General features: G+C 42.7%; 17 protein-coding genes and 1 tRNA gene. 9 read left to right on the forward strand and 9 right to left on the reverse strand.

Annotated elements, in window-relative coordinates:
• Nucleotides 1–5 precede the first annotated feature (5 nt).
• Nucleotides 6–1,163 (forward strand): putative sugar nucleotidyl transferase, encoded by a 1,158-nt coding sequence (locus BC659_RS15660; RefSeq protein ID WP_133475764.1) that lies wholly within the window; start codon nt 6–8, stop codon nt 1,161–1,163.
• A gap of 111 nt (nt 1,164–1,274) precedes the next feature.
• Nucleotides 1,275–2,036, forward strand: a complete 762-nt coding sequence (tpiA, locus tag BC659_RS15665; RefSeq protein ID WP_133475765.1) for a triose-phosphate isomerase — start codon at nt 1,275–1,277, stop codon at nt 2,034–2,036.
• Between the two features lie 211 nt (nt 2,037–2,247).
• Here tpiA and BC659_RS15670 read toward each other — a convergent pair whose 3' ends face one another.
• Complete coding sequence (locus tag BC659_RS15670; RefSeq protein ID WP_133475766.1) at nt 2,248–3,213, reverse strand: ion channel; 966 nt, start codon at nt 3,211–3,213, stop codon at nt 2,248–2,250.
• 160 nt (nt 3,214–3,373) lie between these two features.
• On the opposite strand from BC659_RS15670, the gene lepA reads away from it, so the two are divergent.
• Nucleotides 3,374–5,158: a translation elongation factor 4 gene (gene lepA / locus BC659_RS15675; RefSeq protein WP_133475767.1), complete on the forward strand. Its 1,785-nt coding sequence runs from the start codon at nt 3,374–3,376 to the stop codon at nt 5,156–5,158.
• A 68-nt stretch (nt 5,159–5,226) separates the two neighbouring features.
• Here the strand turns inward: lepA and BC659_RS15680 are convergent, their stop codons facing one another.
• The 7 genes from BC659_RS15680 to BC659_RS15710 are packed head-to-tail and all read right to left on the reverse strand — an operon-like array spanning nt 5,227 to nt 11,235.
• Nucleotides 5,227–6,111 carry a hypothetical protein gene (locus tag BC659_RS15680; protein ID WP_133475768.1) on the reverse strand — a complete coding sequence of 295 codons (885 nt, stop codon included), beginning with the start codon at nt 6,109–6,111 and terminating at the stop codon, nt 5,227–5,229.
• 52 nt (nt 6,112–6,163) lie between these two features.
• Nucleotides 6,164–6,721: a D-glycero-alpha-D-manno-heptose-1,7-bisphosphate 7-phosphatase gene (locus tag BC659_RS15685; RefSeq protein WP_133475769.1), complete on the reverse strand. Its 558-nt coding sequence runs from the start codon at nt 6,719–6,721 to the stop codon at nt 6,164–6,166.
• Between the two features lie 9 nt (nt 6,722–6,730).
• Complete coding sequence (locus BC659_RS15690) at nt 6,731–7,312, reverse strand: D-sedoheptulose-7-phosphate isomerase (protein WP_246027164.1); 582 nt, start codon at nt 7,310–7,312, stop codon at nt 6,731–6,733.
• Between the two features lie 7 nt (nt 7,313–7,319).
• On the reverse strand, nt 7,320–8,453 hold the full coding sequence (locus BC659_RS15695; protein WP_133475770.1) for a glycosyltransferase: 1,134 nt from the start codon (nt 8,451–8,453) through the stop codon (nt 7,320–7,322).
• 11 nt (nt 8,454–8,464) lie between these two features.
• Nucleotides 8,465–9,409: a glycosyltransferase family 2 protein gene (locus tag BC659_RS15700; protein ID WP_133475771.1), complete on the reverse strand. Its 945-nt coding sequence runs from the start codon at nt 9,407–9,409 to the stop codon at nt 8,465–8,467.
• An 8-nt stretch (nt 9,410–9,417) separates the two neighbouring features.
• A complete protein-coding gene (locus tag BC659_RS15705) occupies nt 9,418–9,960 on the reverse strand; it encodes a DUF4199 domain-containing protein (protein ID WP_133475772.1) in 543 nt (180 codons plus the stop codon).
• 12 nt (nt 9,961–9,972) lie between these two features.
• Nucleotides 9,973–11,235: a dihydroorotase gene (locus BC659_RS15710; RefSeq protein WP_133475773.1), complete on the reverse strand. Its 1,263-nt coding sequence runs from the start codon at nt 11,233–11,235 to the stop codon at nt 9,973–9,975.
• Between the two features lie 111 nt (nt 11,236–11,346).
• Between BC659_RS15710 and BC659_RS15715 the strand changes: the two genes are divergently transcribed.
• Nucleotides 11,347–11,423, forward strand: a tRNA-Pro gene (locus BC659_RS15715).
• A gap of 404 nt (nt 11,424–11,827) precedes the next feature.
• The gene (locus BC659_RS15720) at nt 11,828–14,881 is read left to right on the forward strand and encodes a beta-L-arabinofuranosidase domain-containing protein (protein WP_133475774.1); all 3,054 of its coding nucleotides are present in this window, start codon (nt 11,828–11,830) and stop codon (nt 14,879–14,881) included.
• 134 nt (nt 14,882–15,015) lie between these two features.
• On the opposite strand, the gene BC659_RS15725 is transcribed toward BC659_RS15720, so the two are convergent.
• Nucleotides 15,016–15,594, reverse strand: coding sequence for a WG repeat-containing protein (locus tag BC659_RS15725; protein ID WP_162847455.1), 579 nt, complete (start codon nt 15,592–15,594; stop codon nt 15,016–15,018).
• 255 nt (nt 15,595–15,849) lie between these two features.
• On the opposite strand from BC659_RS15725, the gene BC659_RS15730 reads away from it, so the two are divergent.
• The 4 genes from BC659_RS15730 (at nt 15,850) to BC659_RS15745 (ending at nt 22,879) form a co-directional block, all read left to right on the forward strand.
• Nucleotides 15,850–16,428, forward strand: a complete 579-nt coding sequence (locus tag BC659_RS15730; RefSeq protein WP_133475776.1) for an RNA polymerase sigma-70 factor — start codon at nt 15,850–15,852, stop codon at nt 16,426–16,428.
• Between the two features lie 156 nt (nt 16,429–16,584).
• Complete coding sequence (locus tag BC659_RS15735) at nt 16,585–17,781, forward strand: FecR family protein (RefSeq protein ID WP_133475777.1); 1,197 nt, start codon at nt 16,585–16,587, stop codon at nt 17,779–17,781.
• Between the two features lie 246 nt (nt 17,782–18,027).
• Complete coding sequence (locus tag BC659_RS15740; protein ID WP_133475778.1) at nt 18,028–21,309, forward strand: TonB-dependent receptor; 3,282 nt, start codon at nt 18,028–18,030, stop codon at nt 21,307–21,309.
• Between the two features lie 22 nt (nt 21,310–21,331).
• Nucleotides 21,332–22,879 carry a RagB/SusD family nutrient uptake outer membrane protein gene (locus tag BC659_RS15745; protein ID WP_133475779.1) on the forward strand — a complete coding sequence of 516 codons (1,548 nt, stop codon included), beginning with the start codon at nt 21,332–21,334 and terminating at the stop codon, nt 22,877–22,879.
• Nucleotides 22,880–22,897 lie beyond the last annotated feature (18 nt).

The following is a 22,897-nucleotide window of genomic DNA, read 5'->3' on the forward strand; positions in this document are numbered from 1 at the left end:
GTGGTATGTCAGTCATTCTATTCGACAACCCTTACCGTAATCATCTATTCCCCCTCACAAAAACACGTGCAGTTGCTTCTTTACGTATGGGAATACTTACGGTAGCCGAACGCTGGGAAAAATTAACGGGTAGTGAGGTATTCATACATACCGCCGCTTACCTGCAGGATGTATATGGTACTGCAACCTCAGGAGACCATATCTGGATAGATGCTTCTGTGATTCCGGACGCAAAGATGATAGATATGATGGCTGGTCTCGAAAACAATGAATGCTGGGCCGATGAATATGGCCTGATTATGGGTAAAACCGATCTGGCATCTAAAGATTTTAATGCAGCTGCTTCACTCCAACATTTTCAAACCATTCACGATCATTCGGCTGTCAGGCGCATTCAATACCCGTGGCAAATTATACAGTTCAATGATGAACTGCTGCGCTTTGATTATGGATTAGTAACTTATGGGAGACAGTCGGCGCCCGTTTCTGCAACCAATCGTTGCATCCTTCCCGAACAGATTTTCATAGAACCAGGTGCCGTAGTTGAGTATGCGATGCTGAATGCGTCTACCGGACCCATTTATATTGGCAGGGATGCCATGATTATGGAAGGTTCTGCTATTCGCGGACCGTTCGCCATGGGCAACGACGCCGTGCTTAAAATGAACAGCCGTATCTATGGCGCAACAACCCTTGGACCATTCTGTATGGGTGGCGGAGAAATCAAGAACAGTATCATGACGGGGTATTCCAATAAAGCACATGATGGTTATATGGGAGATGCCGTAATCGGAGAGTGGTGTAACTGGGGAGCAGGCACCTGCAACAGTAATCTCAAAAATACAGCAGGTGTGATAAAAGTATGGAGCGAAGCTGCGAATGATTACCTTGAAGCTGGGTATAAATGCGGCGTTATCATGGGCGATTATTCCAGAACCGCTATTAACTCATCCATCAACACCGGATCCGTAATCGGCATCTCTTCCAATGTATTCGGGGATGGCTTACTGCCGAATATTATACCCGATTTCAGTTGGGGATGTAAAGGCGTTACTTACAGAATTGATAAAGCTTTAGACGATATTAATAACTGGAAAAAACTCAAACAGGCAAGTATAACAGAAGCAGAAAGAAACATCCTTCTCCACCTGTATAAAAAATAATTTTCTGTGTCATTCTGTACATTTACTGGTATTTGAAATAATTCAGTTCACCCGAAGGCATTGAAATTGAAATAAGAAAAAATGTATTTTCACCCTCTCAAAAAAACTTTCATGAGAAAACAAATAGCCGCAGCCAACTGGAAAATGAATCTTACCCTTACCGAAGGAGAGCAATTGCTTGATCAACTGCTAGCGAATGCATATGACTTGAACGGGAACAGACAGGTGGTATTTGCGGTACCGGCACCTTATCTCGCCATGGCAAATGAAAAAGTAAAAAAACATGCTCATGTGGCCGTTGCGGCCCAGAATTGTTATAGTAAAAAAAGCGGAGCCTATACAGGTGAAATTTCTGTACTCATGTTAGCGTCGATGGATGTTTCTCATGTGGTTTTGGGACATTCCGAGAGAAGGGAATATTTTAATGAGAGTAATCAGTTTCTTGCAGAAAAAGTAAATATCGCATTGGAACATGCCATTACACCGATATTCTGTTGCGGAGAACCGCTGCAAATAAGAGAATCGGGCAAGCAAAATGAATATGTAGCAAAACAACTGGAAGAGTCATTATACCATCTCAATGCTGAACAGCTTCAGAAGGTAGTTATTGCCTATGAACCCATCTGGGCCATTGGTACAGGCAAAACCGCCACCAGTGAACAGGCGCAGGAAATGCATGCATATATACGTGCTCAGTTAGCTGCTAAATACGGAAGTTCTGTAGCCGATGAAATCAGTATTTTATATGGAGGAAGCGTAAAAGCAGCTAATGCAAAAGAACTTTTTTCTCAGCCGGATGTAGATGGTGGCCTTGTGGGTGGAGCCTCTTTACTGGCAGATGAATTTAAAGTCATCATAAACTCACTCAAATAAACTTGGATAACTATGATGTTGGATGATAGGTATGATGATTGATTATCACAATGATCTTACATAATCATACCTATCCCATTTCTACTTTCTACTATGTATCCAACTGATCGACGAGAAGTACTGTTTTCATAACATCTTCACTTAAATGATAGGATAACTATGATGGCGAGTGATAGGCAAGATGATTTATTATCATGATGATCTTCCATAATCATACCTGTCCCAGTTCAACTTTCTCATAAGCATCCAATTGATCCAGGTGAAGCACTGTTTTCATACCATCTTCACTAGGATGATACATGGGTAAAAATTTGGCACCAAAAACCAGTTCCTCATAGGTGTAGGAAGTACGTGAAATGACCGTATTGGAAAAGCTTTCATCAAACCCCTGCACAAATACCAGCATTTCAGCATGTGCATTGGTGAGGTCATCTTTGGTAAAACCATATATCGGGCTTTCTTCATTGATGATATGCACAAGCGTCCAGTTAGCAGTCATGGTATTCGCTTTGGCAATATCAAGCGGCATATTAAAGAAACGGTTTTTCATCTGCCCATCTTCCATAACCTGCATAGCCAACGTAACTCTAACTTCAACATTCACCAGGTAATTTCTGGTAAAGGGCACCATTCTGAACATCAGTGCAATACCATCCCTGAAAGGTGCAACCACCGCATTTTTGCTGTATCGTATATAAGCTTTGGGTCTGGAAAAACGTCCCCACATAATACCGGTTGCAATAGCAAAAGTCATAAGACCAGTAAGCGCTTCCATAGAAGCGGTAAAGCTTGCCGCAAATCCCATGGGGTTAATCCGGCCATATCCAACCGTAGTAAAAGTTTGTGCACTGAAGAAAAATACTTCGCCGAATAATTCAAGCCCATGAACCTGCATAAGACCACCAAGGTGCTCAATACCAATCAGGTAGTAAATGGCAGTAAAAAGCAGATTGGTACCCAAAAAATAAATCACCACAACCAGTAAAAACTTCCACATAGACATGGTGAGCAGTGAGTGATATATGTTTAATCGCTGCCACAGGTTCATCCCCATAACCTGCATATTGGGTTCGCCATTACGGTTAAAAAAGCGACCTGTACCACTAAGGTTGGTATTGGTTCCAAGCCCGGTTTCATTGTTTATCTGGGCCTTTTTGTTCAGTTTTCTGATTAGCATAAACTGCAGGGTTATAATGCCAATTTAGGTGAAAACGGCGTTTGTGGAAGCGATATGGACATTTTTCTGCCCAAACAACCTGAAAAAGCACCTCAATCTGTATAACCTTGTGCCTTACCTTTTGATTCCTGACCCTTTTTCAGCGTATCTTTGCGCACTTATGAAGCAGATCAGGAATTTTTGCATTATTGCGCATATTGACCACGGAAAAAGTACGCTGGCTGACCGTTTATTAGAGCATACCAAAACGATTACTGAGCGTCAGATGATGGATCAGGTACTGGACGATATGGACCTGGAACGAGAGAAGGGTATTACCATCAAGAGTCATGCTATACAGATTAATTACACCTATAAAGGCGAGCAATATGTGCTGAACCTGATTGATACACCCGGGCACGTTGATTTCAGTTATGAAGTGAGCCGTGCACTGGCAGCCTGTGAAGGCGCATTGCTGCTGGTGGATGCATCGCAGGGTATCCAGGCGCAGACCATCAGTAATTTATACCTGGCCATCGAGAATGACCTTGAAATCATTCCTGTGATCAATAAAATTGATATGGATGGTGCCAAGATTCCGGAAGTAACCGACCAGATTGTGGATCTGATCGGCTGTAAACAGGAAGATATCTTATTAGCCAGCGGAAAATCGGGTATCGGTATTGAAGAAATTCTCGAAGCCATTGTTGAACGTATACCTGCTCCGGAAGGTAATACGGATGCACCTTTACAGGCATTGATTTTTGATAGTGTATTCAACAGTTTCAGAGGTATTATTGTGTACTACCGTATCCTGAACGGTGTGTTGAAGAAAGGAGATAAGATACGTTTTGTGGCATCCGGTAATGATTATTTTGCAGATGAAGTAGGGGTGTTGAAACTCAGTATGACTCCAAAGGATGAAGTAAGAGCGGGTGACGTGGGTTATATCATTACAGGTATTAAAAATGCCAAAGAAGTAAAAGTGGGTGATACCATTACCCTTGCCGCAAACCCGGGTGAAATGATTCATGGATTTGAAGAGGTGAAACCCATGGTATTTGCCGGCATCTTTCCGGTAAATACAGATGAGTTTGAAGAGTTGCGCGATTGTATGGATAAACTCCAACTGAATGATGCATCCCTCACTTTTGAACTGGAAACCTCTCAGGCGCTGGGCTTTGGTTTCCGATGCGGGTTCCTCGGACTGCTGCATATGGAAATTATCCAGGAAAGACTGGAACGTGAGTTTAACCAGACGGTGATTACTACGGTTCCAAACGTAAGCTTTAATGCCTATACTACCAGGGGAGAAAAGATTATTGTAAACAATCCGGCTGAAATGCCTGATGTAGTGAAGATTGATAGAATTGAAGAGCCTTTCATTAAAGCGCAGATCATTACCCTGCCAGACTATATCGGTAATATTATGACTTTATGTCTGGGTAAGCGAGGTATTCTCATTAACCAGAGTTATCTCACACCTTCACGTGTAGAATTGATTTTTGAAATGCCACTCACCGAAATCGTATTCGATTTCTATGATAAACTGAAAAGTTCTACACGCGGCTATGCCTCATTTGATTATAATCCGATTGGATACCGTGAAGCGGATATTGTGAAAATGGATATTCTTCTTAATAACGATAAAGTAGATGCACTGAGTGCATTGATCCACCGCAGCCGGGCACAGGATTTTGGTCGCCGCTTATGTGAAAAACTGAAAGAATTATTACCTAAGCAACAGTTCCAGATTGCCATTCAGGCTGCCATTGGTGCTAAAATTATCGCCCGTGAAAATATCAGCGCCATGCGCAAAGATGTAACAGCCAAATGTTATGGTGGTGATATCAGTCGTAAACGTAAACTTCTCGAGAAACAGAAAGAAGGTAAAAAGCGGATGCGACAGATCGGAAACGTAGAAGTACCACAGGAAGCGTTTCTCGCAGTACTGAAACTTGATTAAATGGCAGATGGCAGATCTCAGATCTTTAAAACAAATCTGAGATCTGCCATCTGACATCAAATATCCTGCTATTGTTTTCTCCTTGTCTGATCGGGGTTTACACGGGCATCCGGATTGGCTTCCTTGATATCTGGTTGATGTACCCAGCGGCCTCCCAGCCATTTAAAACCTTCGAAAGTTCCATAGGGTACCAGTGTGTGTTTCTTTTTATTATCTCCTTCTTCACTTACCAGATGGGCCAATACAATCATATCTAACTCCGGATCATAATTCAGTTTGGCATTGGCCTTCTTTTTAAATTCAACACAGAATCGGAATGCAGGTTGCCTGGGTTTCAGGTCATCTTCGCGATAATTGAAATACCTGCCACCAAAAACGGGATTACCATTTACATCGAAGGTGAGTACTTCCAGCCATTTTTTGGTACTACGGGCATCATTTTCATCATATCCAAAAAGTGTATAGTAATTGCGGTTATTGTATTTGGTCTGAATGATGTTATAATAAACCGCACCTATCCAGTTCTGTGCATTTCGTACAGAATCAGCCGGTGCTTCCGTGTATTTAGAAGCATCAAATAAAGGAATCAGTTTTAAGGATCCATCAGCTGTTCGCATTTGGATGGCTCCTTTTTGTCTGAAATGATTCATATCCTCCATCTGTAGTTGCCAGGTGAAAATGCGAAAACTACTGTCGGGCGCATACAGTTGTGAAATAGAGCTGAGTGAATCAAAACGATAACGAAAAGAGTGGGGCGTTCTGAGTGCCCTTACCAATCCACGTATAAAGGCACTGTCTGCTCTGAACCGCGTTACAAAATCATCATCGTTCATAATGGTATAGGCAAGGGGCTTTAACTCATCTTCCATTTGCTGCATACGCATGCGGTCATCCTGTGCAAGAGCCGGAATCATACCCATCAATAATAAACAGGGGATCAGTAATGCCTTCATATACTATAAAATTAAACCAATCGCAATGATGTAAAACAGTTTTATGTTTTTCTTATACAGCCTTCATTGCTGCGGCGAACTCCGGTAGGCTGTTAAAGCGAAGATCAATATCCGGATGGGGAAAAGGTGTTTCTGGGTGGGTGGTAGCCAGATAAACGGTATGGATACCTGCATTTCTGCCAAATTTCATATCACTGGGGCGGTTACCCACCATAATGCTTTTTGAGAAATCAATGGCCGGGAAGTCCTGTCTCGCCTGTAAAGCCATACCTGCCTGTGGTTTCCGGTTGGGTGAGTCGTCGGCCAGATCGGAGCAAAAATAAATTTTATCAATCCTTCCACCTGCCTGTTCTATCACCGATAACATATGACTATGTATGTCAGCTAAATCATCTTTACTCATCAATCCTTTGCCAACACCTTTCTGGTTGGTTACTACTACAATATGTTGGAACAACGTATTCAGCACAGCCATGGCTTCCGGAACGCCTTCATAAAAACGGAATTCGGCCCGGTTTAACACATAGTCATTATTCTTTTCGTGGTTCAACACACCATCCCGATCCAGAAATAGTGTCCATTCATTGTTTACCTGATCCAATGACAACATAATGTATTCTTATCCTTTAAAAATAGCAGCTTCTGTAAGTTCGCAGATGATATGCCCCAGCATAATATGACTTTCCTGAATACGCGGGGTATCTGTAGATGGGATGTTGAGCAGGTAATCAGACAGGTCTTTCATTTTACCACCGCTGGTACCTGTAAAACCTACGGTAATGATACCCTTGGTTCTGGCTGTTTCAAAGGCTTTTACAATATTGGGTGAATTGCCCGAAGTGCTGATGCCGATCAATACATCACCTTTTTCCATCGTGCCATCTACCAAACGGCTGTAAATATCATCATAGCTATAATCATTCGCTACCGCTGTGAGGTAGGAACTATTACAATGCAATGCATCGGAAGGTAGTGCGCGACGATTCTTATAAAAGCGGCCTGAAAATTCTGCAGCAAGGTGCTGAGCATCTGCTGCACTGCCGCCATTACCACAGAACATAACGCGATGCCCGGATTCAAAAGCTGACACTACCGCATCTGTAATCTGCTGTACCGTTTTTTGAATGGCAGCATCGTTGAGTATGGTTTGCTTCACGGCTATGGAAGCCGCAATGATTTCCTGTATTCTTGTAGACATCATACAATTTTTAGTTTTTTCCCGCCAACTGCCAGATACTGTCTGTCAGCAACTGCCAGTTGTATTTCTTTTTCTCATTGCGAAGATGAAACAAAAAATGCGCTTCGCCTAAACTGTATAGTTGTTCAATACCATGGGCAATGGCTTCAGGCTCAGGAGCTGTAACAATACCTACTTTTTCGTGAGGTACCATAGCGGGCAGGGCACCCACATTGGTTACCAGCATCGGTCTTTCAAAATGATAGGAAAGGGGAGTTATGCCCGATTGGGTAGCATGTTTATAGGGTTGAATCACAAAATCGGCTGCACAGATATAATTACGCACTTCATTGTCGGGAATAAAATCTGTTCTTAGTATCAACAGGTCTCGTATATCCAGTTCATCGATCATTTGTTCATACTGTTGACGATTCTCATAAAACTCACCGGCAATTAAAAGGAGTGGGGCATTGCCCTTTTGTTTTAAAACAGCCATGGCTTTCAGCAGAAGATCAAGACCCTTATATTGTCTGATGAACCCAAAGAAAAGAATGACAGGATTTTCCGAAGGAATACCCAATGCAGACCTTGCTTCTGTTTTAGAGATAGGTTCTCCAAAATTATCATACAGTGGATGTACAGTAGCCAGTGCAGGCTTACGGGTAAACAAAGTTAAATCCTTCAGTACTTTTTCACTCAGGGTAATAAATGCATCCACGGGTTTTACGAAATAACGCGTGAATGCCGTATCGCCAACCCTTTTTTCATGCGGGATCACATTGTCTGCAATACAAACAATTTTTGAACGATGATTTTTTTTAACGATACGGAGGATGGTACCCAGACAGGGCCCCATAAAAGGTAACCAGTAACGTACCACAATCAGATCGGCATTTTCTTTTCTGATGGCATTGCCACTACGAAACCAGTTGAAAGGATTTACAGAATTGATGACAGACTTAATATGCAGATCTGCCGGTCTGGGCTCATTGCCAAACTGTGATTTACCGGGAAATAAAAAAGAAGGGTATTGCAGAGAGAAACTATATATAATGACTTCATGCCCCTCCTGCATAAATGCCCTGGCCAGTCTTTCATTAAAAGTAGCGATGCCTCCACCTCTTAATGGCCAGGCAGATCCGATAATGATCACTTTTTTTTTCATGTAGTAGTCCGTCAGTCAAGCCCAGATTTCTCTTCTATCAGGTATACATTTCTTTCTGAAGCGTTGCGAGCAATCAGTTCTGCTACAAAACCCGTAAGGAATAGCTGCATACCGATAATCATGGTCGTAAGCGCAATATAAAAACTGGGTCTGTTGGTCAGCGAAAAATCGGTTGACATGAATTTAGATACAATGAGTGATATGCTGGCCACAAAACCAATCAGAAAAGACAGGGTGCCCAGTAAACCAAAAAACTGCATGGGTCTCTTGCCGAATTTACCCAGAAACATAATGGTGGCCAGATCCAGGAATCCATTCACAAATCTTTGCCAGCCAAACTTGGTAACCCCATATTTTCTGGCACGGTGTTCCACCACTTTCTCGCCAATTTTTCTGAAGCCGCTCCATTTGGCTAAAATGGGAATATACCGGTGCATCTCACCATATACTTCAATGCTCTTCACCACTTTCTTACGGTATGCTTTTAGTCCGCAGTTAAAATCATGTAATTGAATGCCTGAGCTGCTTCTGGCAACCGCATTGAATAGTTTGGAAGGGATATTTTTGGTAAGTGTATTGTCGTATCTTTTTTTCTTCCATCCGCTCACCATATCATATCCTTCTTCAATGATCATGCGACGCAATTCAGGTACTTCATCGGGCGAGTCCTGCATATCGGCATCCATGGTGATGATCACATCACCATGAGCCGCTTTAAAGCCTTCGTTCAAAGCGGCAGACTTGCCATAATTGCGTTGAAACTTGATACCCTTGAAACTTGCATTTTTTTTGCCAATAGCTTGTATCACTTCCCAGCTGGCATCGGTACTGCCATCATCCACAAGAATAACTTCATAGGAATAGCCGTTCTGTTGCATCACAGATTCAATCCAGCCACATAATTCGGGTAGCGACTCATCTTCATTAAAAAGGGGAACGACTATTGACAGATCCATGGGCGAATTTATAATTGATCTTCGAATTTAGGTTCTCTTCTAATAATAACGCTGATCAGTAAAGATTTAATAAAATTCCATATCAGGCTGGTACCCAATCCTACGAATACCTGTTTGAAAGAAGTAGTCTGAGGTTCTTTCTGTGCTTTACTGATGGCTTCTTCCATTTGTTGTTCAGATGCCCCAAAAGCTTCCATCATTTTCTGCGTTTTCTGCAGGGTTATTTCCAACACTTTAGCCGTTAGATCAGGATCAACGATCGCATACAAAACATAATTACCAATCGCTTCTATCAGCGCATAAATTACATAGGCCAGAAACGTAAATTTCAAAGCTTCTGAAAAAGTCATCAGGTTTTCATTTTGCTTACGGAGTCTGATACCGCCAACAATCAACAATACAATAACGTAGGGAATAAAAGTAGTGATACCTAATGCAGATACATATGTGGGTGTGTCTGCCAGGGCCCAGGCACCAAAATTGATAGCAAGGAAAATTAAACCGGTAATTACACCGTAAGTAATGGCAGTCTGATTGAAGTTAGGTTTCATGTATCAGTTGGTTTATGGTTGATGAATTTGTCCCCTGTGGATGGTCGCCAGCACGGCACCTTTAAAAGGGGTGTTTATAAATGGCGTGTTGGCAGATTTGCTTTTCAGGTTCTCTTTTTGCAGCACGGTTCCGGCTGTTCTGGAGAATAAAGTCAGTTCTGCCACGGCACCTTCCTTTATATGAGTCTTTGGAAGATCGAAAATATTACGGGCATTGTCAGATAATAATGCAACCAGTTGCTGTTCTGTTAGTTCAGGAATGGTTTCATTCACCACTGCAAATACCGTTTGCAGACCAATCATGCCATGCGCCGCATATTCAAATTCACAGGTTTTATGATCCCAGTCCTGCGGAATATGATGCGAAGCAATACAGTCAATATCCCCATCTTTTACTGCTTCACGCAAAGCCATCATATCTGTTCTGGCACGTAAGGGCGGGTTTACTTTCAGGTTGGTATCATATTGCTGCAGATCCTCATCACAGAAAAACAGGTGATAAGGGGTAACACTGCAGGTAATCGATAAACCTTCTGCTTTCGCCGCTTTGATCAGTTCTACACTTTTGGCTGTAGAAATACCGGTAAGATGAAGTTTGGATCCTGTATATCGCAATAAATCGATATCTCTTTTAATAAAGAGTTCTTCAGCCAAGGCAGGCAAACCGGGTAACCCAAGTCTGGTAGAAACAATCCCCTCATTGATGAGTCCGCCGGCACCAATGCTTTTATCAATCGGTAATTGAATCAATACGCCATCAAAAGCTTTTACATATTGTAAGGCTTTGAGAAAAAGTCCGGGCGATTGAACAGGGGTGAGACCATCTGAGAAAGCTATTGCACCGCTGTTGCGCATATCATACATTTCAGCCAGGGCGGTACCTTCCATTTTACGGGTAATGGCACCGATAGGGTGAATACTGGCAGCTAATTGCTGTGAGCCCAGTTTAATATATTCTACCTGTGCCTTATTATCGGTAACAGGTTTATTATCGGGAAGGGCAAATACCTGCGTATAACCACCAGCCGCAGCCGATTCAGCCAAAGTAACGAGTGTTTCCCGGTATTCATATCCGGGATCACAACCATGGGCAAAAATATCGACCCAGCCCGGAGAAACCAGTAAGCCCTCTGCTTTTATTTCTTTGTCGGCACTTGCTGTAATGTTCTCAGCAATACGGGTAATGATTCCATCCTCAATTAAAATATCCCTGACCTGTCCATTGATTGATGCATTTGTATCGGCGATCTTAGCCTGCCTGATGAGGATCTTCATGTAGCGGGTATAAAATTTTGTGCAATATAACCTGAATTTTTGTTTTACCCCTATATTTGCAGCCCCAAATCGATGGCTGATGTCGGATGGCAGATGTCAGATTTGGGAGAGCGGGACGTAGCGCAGCCCGGTAGCGCGTTTGCATGGGGTGCAAGAGGTCGCTGGTTCGAATCCAGTCGTCCCGACCAATAAAAAGAGGTTAAGTTGATGCTTAACCTCTTTTTTTATGCAGCATAACTTTTGGAAAGTTTCGAAACTTTTCAAAAGTTCATAGGAGCACAGTATCTATTCATTCAGTAGTAACCAGTAATCAAACAGAGAAATAGGAAACGGTGATATGTAATACTGCCGTTGTGGGTCAGGCGACCAACAACATCGAAAGTTCATCCTCATCCTGTCGATCCGCTCCATTCTGCACATCCTAGTTCATCCTCATCCTGCCCATCCCAGTCCTGTTAATATCATGTAAGTATTAGTTAAAATCAACACAGTCACCAGACACCGTTTCTTTATAGTTTTATGTTTAATTGTCAAACGAACAATTATTGACTGTATAACCTGTTAGCTGGGTTATCAAGAAAATGCTTACGATATGAAAATGTACAAATTTGGACTGCGTGTGATCCTGTTGTTGACGGTTATCTTACAGGGTACCACTGCTTCTTTTGCTCAGGGTGGCGACCAGATACTGGATGGTATTGGTGAAACCGGATTGATTGCCCGTTATCTTTTTAATGGTGATACCAGAGACTGGTCAAGAAATACCTTGCATGGTCGTCCGGGTACACAGGTGAAATTCGTAGATGATCCCCGCTTTGGTAAAGTATTATCCTTAGCCGGCGACAGCAGTTCCTATGTCAGCATACCTGGCGAAGCGCTTACCGATCTGGAGTCATTGAGTATTTCCGGATGGATCCATCTCAGGTCGCAAAAACCCGGTCAACGTTTTTTTGATTTCGGACAAAACAGTTCGAAACATTTTTTTGCAGCACCCGCAGGAGCCGGTTCACAACAGGGAATGGTTGCGGCACTTACTACCGGCGAACAGAAAGGAATTGCCGCTCCCGGCATTGAACTGAACAGGTGGGTGCTGGTAACCATTGTTATTGATATTCCTTCCAAATCACTGATTACTTATGTAGATGGTAAAGCAGTGGGTGAATCCAAAGAAATACCAAAAGAACTGACAGATGTATTTGGTCAGCAAACGGCCGACAAAAAACTATATATCGGTAAGTCACTGCTACCGGGTGATCCTTTTCTGGATGCAATGGTTCGCGATTTCCGTATTTATCGTGTTCCCTTGAATCCTACGCAGATTGGAAGCGTATTTAATAATTCCCGCAGAGGTATTAATCAGGGTGGTGTGAACCAGCGCAGGGTAGAAGAGGATCTTCCCAAATTTGCAGCAACCGAACCACAATTGTACACCGCTTATTTAACGGGCGTTGCTGATGTAAAAGTAGAAACAGAACTAGGAACCTTGCCAAGATTGCCAAGCTATACCAATGGTACTTACAAAGACGGATTCAAAGGGCCGAAAGTACGTGTGATCTGGCCCGCAGATGTAGATAATAATGCTGTATTGAAAGCCGGTACATATACCATCACAGGGCGTGTTGCAGGTACTACTTTTCAGCCGAAAGCGTTGGTGACTGTAAAAAACAGCAGCAAATCCATCAAACCTGTCGCTAAACTAAAACCCTTTGCATTACAACAGGTGACACTGCAAAATGATCCGCACGGACATAAATCAAAATTCGTTGAGAACCGGGATAAGTTTGTGAATACATTGGCCAAAACAGATCCGGATGCATTCCTGTATATGTTCCGTCATGCTTTCGGACAAAAGCAACCGGAGGGTGCCAAACCATTGGGTGTTTGGGATAGCCGTGATACCAAATTAAGGGGCCATGCTACGGGTCATTATCTTACTGCGATTGCGCAAGCCTATGCAGGTACGGGTTATGACAAAACATTGCAGGCCAATTTTGCACAGAAAATGGATTACATGGTAAATTCACTTTACCAGTTATCGCAATTATCCGGCAATCCTAAACAACCGGGTGGTGCCTATGTGTCTGATCCTACAAAAGTGCCGGTTGGTCCGGGTAAGAAGGATTATGATTCTGATTTAAGTGATACTGCTATCAGAAACGATTATTGGAACTGGGGCAGGGGTTTTATCAGTGCCTATCCTCCGGATCAGTTCATCATGCTTGAAAAAGGTGCTAAATATGGCGGACAAAAAAATCAGGTATGGGCACCTTATTATACGCTCCATAAAATTCTGGCAGGCTTAACGGATATATATGAAGTAAGTGGCAATAAAAAAGCGCTTGAAATTGCTTCCCATATGGGCGACTGGGTATATGCAAGATTGAGTCAGGTACCCACCGATACGCTCATTAAAATGTGGAACACGTATATCGCAGGTGAGTTTGGTGGTATGAATGAATCCATGGCACGCTTATACCGTATCACAAAACAACCCAACCACCTTAAAACAGCACAACTGTTTGATAATATCAGGGTGTTCTTTGGCGACACACAACATTCACATGGGTTGGCTAAAAATGTAGATCTTTTCCGTGGGTTACATGCCAATCAGCATATTCCGCAGGTGGTAGGTAGTGTGGAAACCTATCTGGCTACCAATAATCCGGAATATTATAAGATAGCCGATAATTTCTGGTACAAGATGGTAAACGATTATATGTATAGTATCGGTGGTGTGGCCGGCGCACGAAACCCTGCCAATGCGGAGTGCTTTATTGCGCAGCCAGGAACCCTGTATGAAAATGGTTTTGCTGCGGGTGGACAAAACGAAACCTGTGCAACCTATAATATGCTGAAGCTTACCGGTAATCTGTTTCTCTTCGATCAGAAGACGGAGTATATGGATTATTATGAGCGCAGTTTATACAACCATATCCTGGCATCTGTGGCGGAGAATACAGCTGCAAATACCTACCATGTGCCATTAAAACCAGGCTCTATCAAACAATTCGGTAATCCCAATATGACTGGTTTTACCTGTTGTAATGGTACGGCCATAGAAAGCAGTACCAAGTTGCAGAATACGATCTATTACAGAAGTAATGATAACAAAGCTTTGTATGTAAACCTGTATGTAGCTTCTACACTGGATTGGACAGAAAGAAATGTTACGGTAGAGCAGATTACCAGTTTCCCGAATGAAGATGAAACAAAACTCAAGATCAAGGGAAGCGGTAAGTTTGATGTGCATGTGCGTGTGCCTGCCTGGGCCACGAAAGGGTTTATGGTAAAGATCAATGGTAAAGAACATAAAGTACAGGCCACTCCAGGCAGTTATCTGAAACTCAGCCGTAGCTGGAACAATGGTGATGTGATTGAATTGAAAATGCCTTTCCAGTTTCACCTCGATCCGGTGATGGATCAGCAGAATATTGCGAGTCTGTTTTATGGCCCCATCCTGCTGGCCGCACAGGAACCTGAGGCGAGAAAAGAATGGCGCAAAGTAACACTGGATGCAGATGATATCAGTAAAAACATCAAAGGCGATCCCAAAACATTGCAGTTCACCATTGATGATGTGGTATTCAAACCATTTTATGAAACCTATGGCAGACATTCAGTGTACCTGGATGTGAAACTTAAGTGAACTTGGATGGGCAGGATTATAAGATGAGTAGGAAGGGGGACGATAAATTAAAAAAGGAGATTGAGTGATCAATTTCCTTTTTTAATTAGCTGATAAGTAGCTGTATCTATATTCTATTGTTAACCTTGATATTTTTATTCTGATTGCCACCCGATTTTTCTTTGTGTCTGCTCAAAAGTCTGGTAACCTAAATACAGAACTTGTCCCTTTTTATTGATATACCCTGTCTGTTTACATTCGGTGATATAATGTTTATCAGCATGGTCACCTTCGCAGCACCAAAGCACCTGCCGGCATTGTTTACCGATCAGGGCTTTGCCTTTGTAAAAGCTGGAGACAGCTTCAAATGTAGGCTTGATAATGACCTGACCTTTCTCATTGGCGAAACCTATCATTTCATTTTCTCCCACAATCCGGATCATTTTTTCCCGAAGCACATCGGGTGAGGGCTCCCCACTGCTGGTATTATATACCTCGAATAAAAGGTTTTCTTTTGTGTCGATGGCCCACCAGCCTTTTTTATTTCTGATACCTACGATGGCAAAATATTCAATAGTATCGCTGAAACACACATAATACTTTGCCGTGTCGAGCTTTGTAATGGTATCTCCTTTAGGGGTGGTAATAATATATCCAAAGGGTTGCTTACCGGTAGTATCGTATTTAACCAACAGATAATTGCCTCGCTTTTGTGCAAGGGAAGCAGTTGCCATCAATAATGTTAAAAGGAAAAATAAAGGGATTGACTTACGTATTGTGGACATTGGTGTTGGGAAGATTTTTTTTAACGATTAAAGAATGACTATTTCACCGGACTCTGCTGTAAGAATTGTACAAAATTTACATCAATCTTACGGCGATACTGTAGACGGATAGGTTGTTTAATAAATTATTAACGAACCTGTCACAGCGTTATTCCTCTCTGATAATTATTGAATACTTTCCCTAATTTTACGCATCCTTGCTGTATGAGTCAATATTTGTCATATGATAACTCCCTGCTGTTGAATCTGCTTTCTCATAGCGATGAGCAGGCTTTTATGACCATTTACCATCGTTACTGGCAGAAGATATTCACCATTGCCCATAACCGCTTACAGGATAGCCAGGAGGCAGAAGATATTGTTCATGATGTATTCTTCAGCCTCTGGAAGAACCGCCATACCCAGCAAATCATCCAGCTTGAGAACTACCTGGCCGTTACTACCAAATATATGGTGCTGGCCCGTGTAAAAACGAAAGTACGCGAAAGGCAATACCGTGAATCTACTGAAACAGCCCTTGTGGTAGAAATGCCTGTCGAAAATAGCCTCCACTATAAGCGTATTCTTATGCTCGTAAAAAAAGAAGTGGAGAAGCTACCCGAAAAATGCCGTATCATCTTCCAATACAGTCGGAATGAAGGCATGTCTGTAAAACAGATCGCCAAAGTGATGCATATATCCCCCAAAACGGTGGAAAACCAACTCAATAAAGCCCTGCGGCAGCTGCGAACAGCAGTACGAACATTTTTGCCTTTACTTTTAGTGATATTACTTGGTTTTTAGAACAGAGGAATAAGAAATAAGGAATGTCCGAAGTAGAAGAAGTTCTCCATCGGTAATTTTACTCACTTTGGACATTTCTCTGTTCCTTATTCCTCTGTTTCTCTGTTTTTTTTCTCCTCCCGTAGGTGCTTTTGCTCCGAATGCACACTATAGTATATGAACATCCCCGATCATATACAAAATCTGATCAGTAAATACGAGCAGGGTCTGCTGTCGGCGACCGAAAAAAAGGAACTGGACAACTGGTACCATTCTTTCGACGACCAGCAAACCGTGGTTTCCGATGTTCCACAGGGTTCAGAAGATGAGCTGGCGGAGCGTATGGCTGTTCGTCTGCAGGAAAGCCTGGCAGCGGACGAGGAGCGTTTAGAGCCGACTGGTGTGCCCGCCCGCAAATGGCGCACGCCTGCCGCTGCTGCATTGATTTTCATACTATTATCAGGGGTTATTTACTATTTTATTCAGCTAGATAATACGGCAGCACAACAGCCTTTGGTATTATCGGCACCGGTTCCTGCGGGAGATGTAGCACCTGGTGGTAATAAAGCCATACTTACCCTTGATGATGGGTCAGTCATTGTACTGGATAGTGCACACAATGGTATTCTGGGAGAGCAGGGTGATGTGGATGTGAAAAAGCTTGATAACGGACTAATAGCCTACCAGAATCAGGATGGCAATATACCCGCAGCAGAAGAAAAAATATTCTACAATACCATTTCAACGCCACGTGGTGGTGAATACCAGGTCACTTTATCAGATGGAACCAAAGTATGGCTCAATGCCGCATCTTCCATACGTTTCCCAACTGCTTTCAGGGGTGCAGACAGGCAGGTGCAGATTACCGGTGAAGTGTATTTTGAAGTGGCGCATAACGAAACCCAACCTTTTAAAGTTACGGCTGGCAAATCTGCCATTGAAGTATTGGGAACCCATTTCAATGTAAATGCTTACGATGATGAGGTGCAGGTAAGAACCAGTTTACTGGAAGGGTCTGTAAAAATAGCAGTCATTGATCAGCCCGATCAGCAACAAATGAAAATTCTCAAACCGGGTCAGCAGGCAAGAATGACCAGAAGCGGACGTATCAGTGTTGTAAATAATATTGATACAGAAGAAATCATGGCCTGGAAAAACGGATTGTTTGTATTTAAAAGCACCGATCTGCGTAGCATCATGCGACAGATTGCTCGCTGGTATGATATAGATATTGAGTACAAAGACAATGTGGGTATGCAGTTTACAGGGCAGATCACCCGTAACAACAACGTATCCAAAGTGTTGGAAATGCTGGAGCTGACTGAGGAAGTGAAATTCCGGGTAGCAGGAAAAAAAGTAATCGTAGCACGCTAACTATAAATCGCCATATATGCAAAACCTGTTAATGTTCCCGATGGGTAGCGATGGTTAAACAGCTGATCATGATTCACAAAAAAACCGGACACTGTTGCAGCAGCATCCGGCGAATGTGAGTGAAGTCATTTATCAGCTAGTCTAACTGTTTATTAACTACTCAATCTTTACAAATCTATGTATTTAACTTCTGTTTGCCAATCTACGGGCTTCCTGCATCGTAGGGCAAATCAAACGCTAAAGATTATGAAACTAACCACAGTTTTTATGATCATCGCCTGTCTTCAGGTAAGTGCAGCGGGCTTTTCACAAAAAGTAACCATTAAAGGAGAAAACATTTCCATCCAGCGCATTTTTGAAGATATCAGGAAGCAGACCGGTTTCCAGTTTTTATATGCGGATGATGCATTAAGAAGCGCTAAGCCAATTAGTTTGTCGGTACGAAATGAGAAACTGGAAAATGTGCTCGCTCTCTGTTTCAGGGATCAGTTGTTGTCTTATACCATCAGCGACAAAACCATAGTAGTAAAACGCAAGTATGCAGAGCCAACGGTTACTGCAACTATTGAACCTGAAGCAGTAGCTCCTCCTGATATAAAAGGAAAAGTAACAGACAACAACGGTGTACCGTTGGCCGATGTATCGGTGGCTGTAAAAGGAACCACACGTGGAACCCTGACTGATGCTTCCGGTAATTTTTCAATTTCGGTAAATGAGGGTGATGTACTGGTATTCTCTTATGTAGGATTTACTAGCATCGAACAAAAAATCGGAAAAAATACAACCATCAGTATTTCATTAAAAGCTGTTGAAAAAGCCATTGATGAAATCGTGGTAGTAGGTTACGGCACACAAAAGAAAAGAGACCTTACGGGTTCTGTATCTTCCATTAAGGGAGAGGAAGTGGCTAACCGTCCTGCAACCAACCCTATTGCATCACTGCAGGGGCGTGTGGCAGGTTTAACCATTGCGAATTCAGGTGTTGCAGGTGCAAGCCCGGTTGTAAGAATCAGAGGTGTGAACAGCACCAATACAGCCAGCCCGGTATATGTAGTAGATGGTATTTTACATGACAATATAGATTTCCTGAATCCTTCTGATATTGAAACCATCGACATCCTTCGCGATCCTTCGTCAATCGCTATCTATGGTTTGCGGGGTGCAAATGGAGTAATCGCTATCACTTCCAAAAAAGCCTCCAGAGGACAAACGAGGATTGAACTGCAAAGCTCTGTAGGTGTTCAGACTGTACAGGATAAGATTAAAATTACGGATGCAGATGGGTTCAAAAAATTATACAATGCGCAGCTGGCCAATCTGGGTGCTGCACCTTTCGATTATACCAATTATACCGCCAACACCAACTGGCAGGATCTGGTATTACGTGACGCAGTGATCAGTGCAACCAATCTGAGTATATCCAACACCGGTGAAAAATCAACGACTTACCTGAACATAGGTTATACCGACCAGCAGGGAGTACTGAGAGATAACCGCTTTAAACGTTATCTGGTTCGACTGAATGAAGAATTGCGTTTCAATGATAAAATTAAAGTTGGTGGTGGTATTACCGGATATCATTCCGTTAACAATCCTGCCGCAGCATCTATTACGAATGCATTGTGGGCCGCACCTATTGTGCCTATACAGCAGGATGATAAAACCTATTATAGCATGCCTTCATTCCAACGTGCGCAGGTAGGTAATCCGATTGCTACCCTGAACAGAAACAATGGAAATACCATCGACAAACAATATCGTGTAATCGGTAATTTGTTTGCTGAAATTAAATTCCTGCAAAACTTTACCTGGCGCTCTACGGTATATACGGATCTCGTATTTGATAATACAAGATCATATACAGCTTTACCATACTCATTCATAAATCTGGGTGAAAACGGATCGCCAACTACTACCACATTTGATAATGCTGCCAGAACATCAGTAAGTCAATCTCAGTCAGAGTCAAGCCGTTTCCAGCAGGATCATACACTCAGCTACGATAAGAACCTGGGAAATGGTCATAACATTAATGCTGTAGCTGGTTTTACTACCATTTACAATAAGAGTTCCTCAGTGGGTGGAACAAGAAGAGATACGCTTTTGAATGTACCCAATGACCCAGCTTTCTGGTACCTGGGTATCATCAATATTAACAATCCGATTTCGAACTCAGGAGGTGGTACAGAAAATGCCATCGCCGGCGGATTTGCACGCGTGGGGTATTCATACAAAGGCAAATACCTGTTGAATGCCACAGTAAGACGAGATGGTAGTTCAAAATTTGCACCACAGAATCGTTGGGGTACCTTCGGTAGTGTAGGTGCTGGTTGGGTGATCAGTGATGAAGCTTTCTTCTCAAAAGTAAAAAAAATAAACTTCCTGAAACTACGTGCCGCTTGGGGCTTAACCGGTAATGCCAATGGGTTTGCAGATAATCTGTGGAGACCCGGTGTGCAGAATGCATCTACTGCCATCTTTGGAGATAATATATACAGCTCTGTACAGGCAGCCTATATTCCAGACCCCAATCTGCATTGGGAAACAGTAAAAGGTATTGATGTTGGTATCGATGTAAGGGCATTTGATAATAAATTCAATGCTGAAATTACCTATTACAACAGAACGACAACTGATATACTCACTGGTGTAACACTGCCAAATGAAACACGCAGTTATTTCACCAATCTCGGAAGTATTACCAATAAAGGTATTGAGGTAAACCTGGGCTGGACCAATAATATCGGTAAGGATCTTTCTTATCGGGTAGGCGCCAATTTCAGTTATAACCACAATGTTGTAAACTCTATCGGAAATAATTTCAATTTCTCAATCATTGGTAATGGTGGTGCAAACCTCACTACTACCGGAAGATCTATTGGTTATTTCTACGGTTATACACAGACCGGTATTTATCAGTCTACTGCAGATCTGCAAAAAACACCAGCCTTTACCAATTCATTGCCAGGTGATATTGCATATGCGGATATTAATGGTGATGGACAAATTACACCTGCAGACAGAGGCTATATAGGCACACCATTCCCTCCCTATAGTTTTGGTGGAAATATCGGTATCAGCTATAAAGGATTTGATATCGAGATAGAAGGACAGGGGATGGCTGGTCATAAGATTTATACGCAACGCAGAACATCAACCTTTGCTGTGTTGAATTATGAAACAAACCGTCTGAATGCCTGGACAGCTCCCGGTACCAATAATGTTGAACCAATATTGGATAATACCAGAGGAAATAACTTTTTAATGAGTACTTATTTCCTTGAGCCTGGTGACTATTTCCGTATTAGAACATTACAGATTGGTTATACTTTCAAAAAGACTGTATTGTCGAAAATTGGAATTCAGCGTGCAAGAATATACCTGAACGGACAGAATATCAAAACATGGAGCAAGGTAACCGGATACTCGCCAGAGCCATTGATCGGAAGCATTCTGGGCGGAGGTGCCGATAACGGAGCCTATCCTGTTCCTGCGATTTACTCATTTGGTATCAATCTTACTTTTTAAAAGACTTTAATAACTCATTTATATGAAATCTATTAAACAAATATTCCGGTTAACCTACCTGGTGCCAGCAGCCATGGGTATGTTATTATTGTCTACCGGATGTAAAAAATTCCTCGACACTGAACGTCAGGGTGCATATGATGCAGACAACTATCCATATCCCGGTGGATCAGGTCCATACGACCAGTTTATCTTTGGTGCTTACAATGAACTGAGAAGTTTCAACGTACACAGTCAGGCCTTTATTACCGCTGCCAGTATTCGCAGTGACGATGCTGATAAGGGAAGTACACCGGCAGATGGTGGTGCCAACGCCACAACCATGGATAACTTTCCGGTACTGCCCAGTAATGGCTTTTGCAATACACTCTGGCTTGGTTATTATACACTCATCAACAGGTGTAATGTCACCATCAATGAAGTAAATACCAATACTACTATTGTAGCTACCGATCAGATCAAACAGCAAACCATTGCTGAGGCGAGATTTTTAAGGGCCTATGCTTATTTCAACCTGGTTCGTTTTTTTGGCAGGGTTCCTATTATCGACAAGCTTTTCGATAATCCTGCCCAGCAAAACAATGTTCCGCAAAGTACGGCTGCACAGGTTTATACTTTTATTGAGGGAGACCTTGTATTTGCAGCTTCCAACCTGCCGGCATCATGGGACGCAAAATTTGTAGGTCGCGCAACACGGGGAGCTGCCAATGGATTATTGGCCAAAGTATACCTAACACAACAAAAATGGAATGAAGCCATGGGTGCAGCCAATGCAGTGATGACTTCCGGTCAATATGATTTGTCTACTTCTTACGACCGGATATTCCGTGAGGAAGGAGAGAATAGTAAAGAGTCTGTTTTTGAAGTGCAGGCTACAGCTTCTGCAGCAATACCCAGTAACAACGGTGTTCAGTATGCACAGATTCAGGGTGTAAGAGGCGCGGGTATCTGGGATCTTGGCTGGGGATGGAATACGCCAACTACCGATCTGGAAGCTGCGTATGAAGCCAATGATCCGCGTAAAAACCGGACCATTATGTACACCAGTACCAATACTACAACCTTTCAGACCATCTATGGCGAAAACCTGCCTACCGGATTACCTAACCCCCGTTACAACAATAAAGTGTACACCAATCCAGCTACAAGGGCTTCTCTTGGTAACCGGTTCGGATATTGGATGAACGTTCGTATCCTGCGTTATGCCGATGTTGTACTGATGTATGCAGAAGCCGCCAATGAAGTAGGAGGAACCGCTAATATTACTGCAGCAAGAAATGCCCTGAACGCTGTTAGAGCAAGGGCCCGTGCAGGTAACAATACCATTCTGCCCGATGTAACAGCAACTGATCAGGCCACCCTGCGTGACGCCATACGTAAAGAACGTCGTGTAGAACTGGCGATGGAACATGACCGCTTCTTTGATCTGGTACGCTGGGGTGTTGCACAAACGGTATTAAATGCACATGGCAAAACGGCATTCAGCAATGCAAGAGATGTGTTATTACCTATTCCACAGACACAGATCGATTTAAGTGCCGGTGTACTTACACAGAATCCTGGTTATTGATTAGTGAATCTTTAAAAA

It is taken from the genome of Sediminibacterium goheungense, from assembly GCF_004361915.1.
In the GTDB taxonomy this organism is placed as follows: domain Bacteria; phylum Bacteroidota; class Bacteroidia; order Chitinophagales; family Chitinophagaceae; genus Sediminibacterium; species Sediminibacterium goheungense.

Bases quoted from the DNA above. Each gene is read 5' to 3' on its own strand.
- BC659_RS15740 (WP_133475778.1), top strand. From the start codon at position 18,028: ATGAAACTAACCACAGTTTTTATGATCATCGCCTGTCTTCAGGTAAGT.
- BC659_RS15720 (WP_133475774.1), top strand. From the start codon at position 11,828: ATGAAAATGTACAAATTTGGACTGCGTGTGATCCTGTTGTTGACGGTT.
- BC659_RS15695 (WP_133475770.1), bottom strand. From the start codon at position 8,453: ATGAAAAAAAAAGTGATCATTATCGGATCTGCCTGGCCATTAAGAGGT.
- BC659_RS15690 (WP_246027164.1), bottom strand. From the start codon at position 7,312: ATGATGTCTACAAGAATACAGGAAATCATTGCGGCTTCCATAGCCGTG.
- BC659_RS15730 (WP_133475776.1), top strand. From the start codon at position 15,850: ATGAGTCAATATTTGTCATATGATAACTCCCTGCTGTTGAATCTGCTT.
- BC659_RS15705 (WP_133475772.1), bottom strand. From the start codon at position 9,960: ATGAAACCTAACTTCAATCAGACTGCCATTACTTACGGTGTAATTACC.
- BC659_RS15680 (WP_133475768.1), bottom strand. From the start codon at position 6,111: ATGAAGGCATTACTGATCCCCTGTTTATTATTGATGGGTATGATTCCG.
- BC659_RS15725 (WP_162847455.1), bottom strand. From the start codon at position 15,594: ATGGCAACTGCTTCCCTTGCACAAAAGCGAGGCAATTATCTGTTGGTT.
- BC659_RS15735 (WP_133475777.1), top strand. From the start codon at position 16,585: ATGAACATCCCCGATCATATACAAAATCTGATCAGTAAATACGAGCAG.
- BC659_RS15685 (WP_133475769.1), bottom strand. From the start codon at position 6,721: ATGTTGTCATTGGATCAGGTAAACAATGAATGGACACTATTTCTGGAT.
- BC659_RS15745 (WP_133475779.1), top strand. From the start codon at position 21,332: ATGAAATCTATTAAACAAATATTCCGGTTAACCTACCTGGTGCCAGCA.
- BC659_RS15660 (WP_133475764.1), top strand. From the start codon at position 6: ATGTCAGTCATTCTATTCGACAACCCTTACCGTAATCATCTATTCCCC.
- lepA (WP_133475767.1), top strand. From the start codon at position 3,374: ATGAAGCAGATCAGGAATTTTTGCATTATTGCGCATATTGACCACGGA.
- tpiA (WP_133475765.1), top strand. From the start codon at position 1,275: ATGAGAAAACAAATAGCCGCAGCCAACTGGAAAATGAATCTTACCCTT.
- BC659_RS15670 (WP_133475766.1), bottom strand. From the start codon at position 3,213: ATGCTAATCAGAAAACTGAACAAAAAGGCCCAGATAAACAATGAAACC.
- BC659_RS15710 (WP_133475773.1), bottom strand. From the start codon at position 11,235: ATGAAGATCCTCATCAGGCAGGCTAAGATCGCCGATACAAATGCATCA.
- BC659_RS15700 (WP_133475771.1), bottom strand. From the start codon at position 9,409: ATGGATCTGTCAATAGTCGTTCCCCTTTTTAATGAAGATGAGTCGCTA.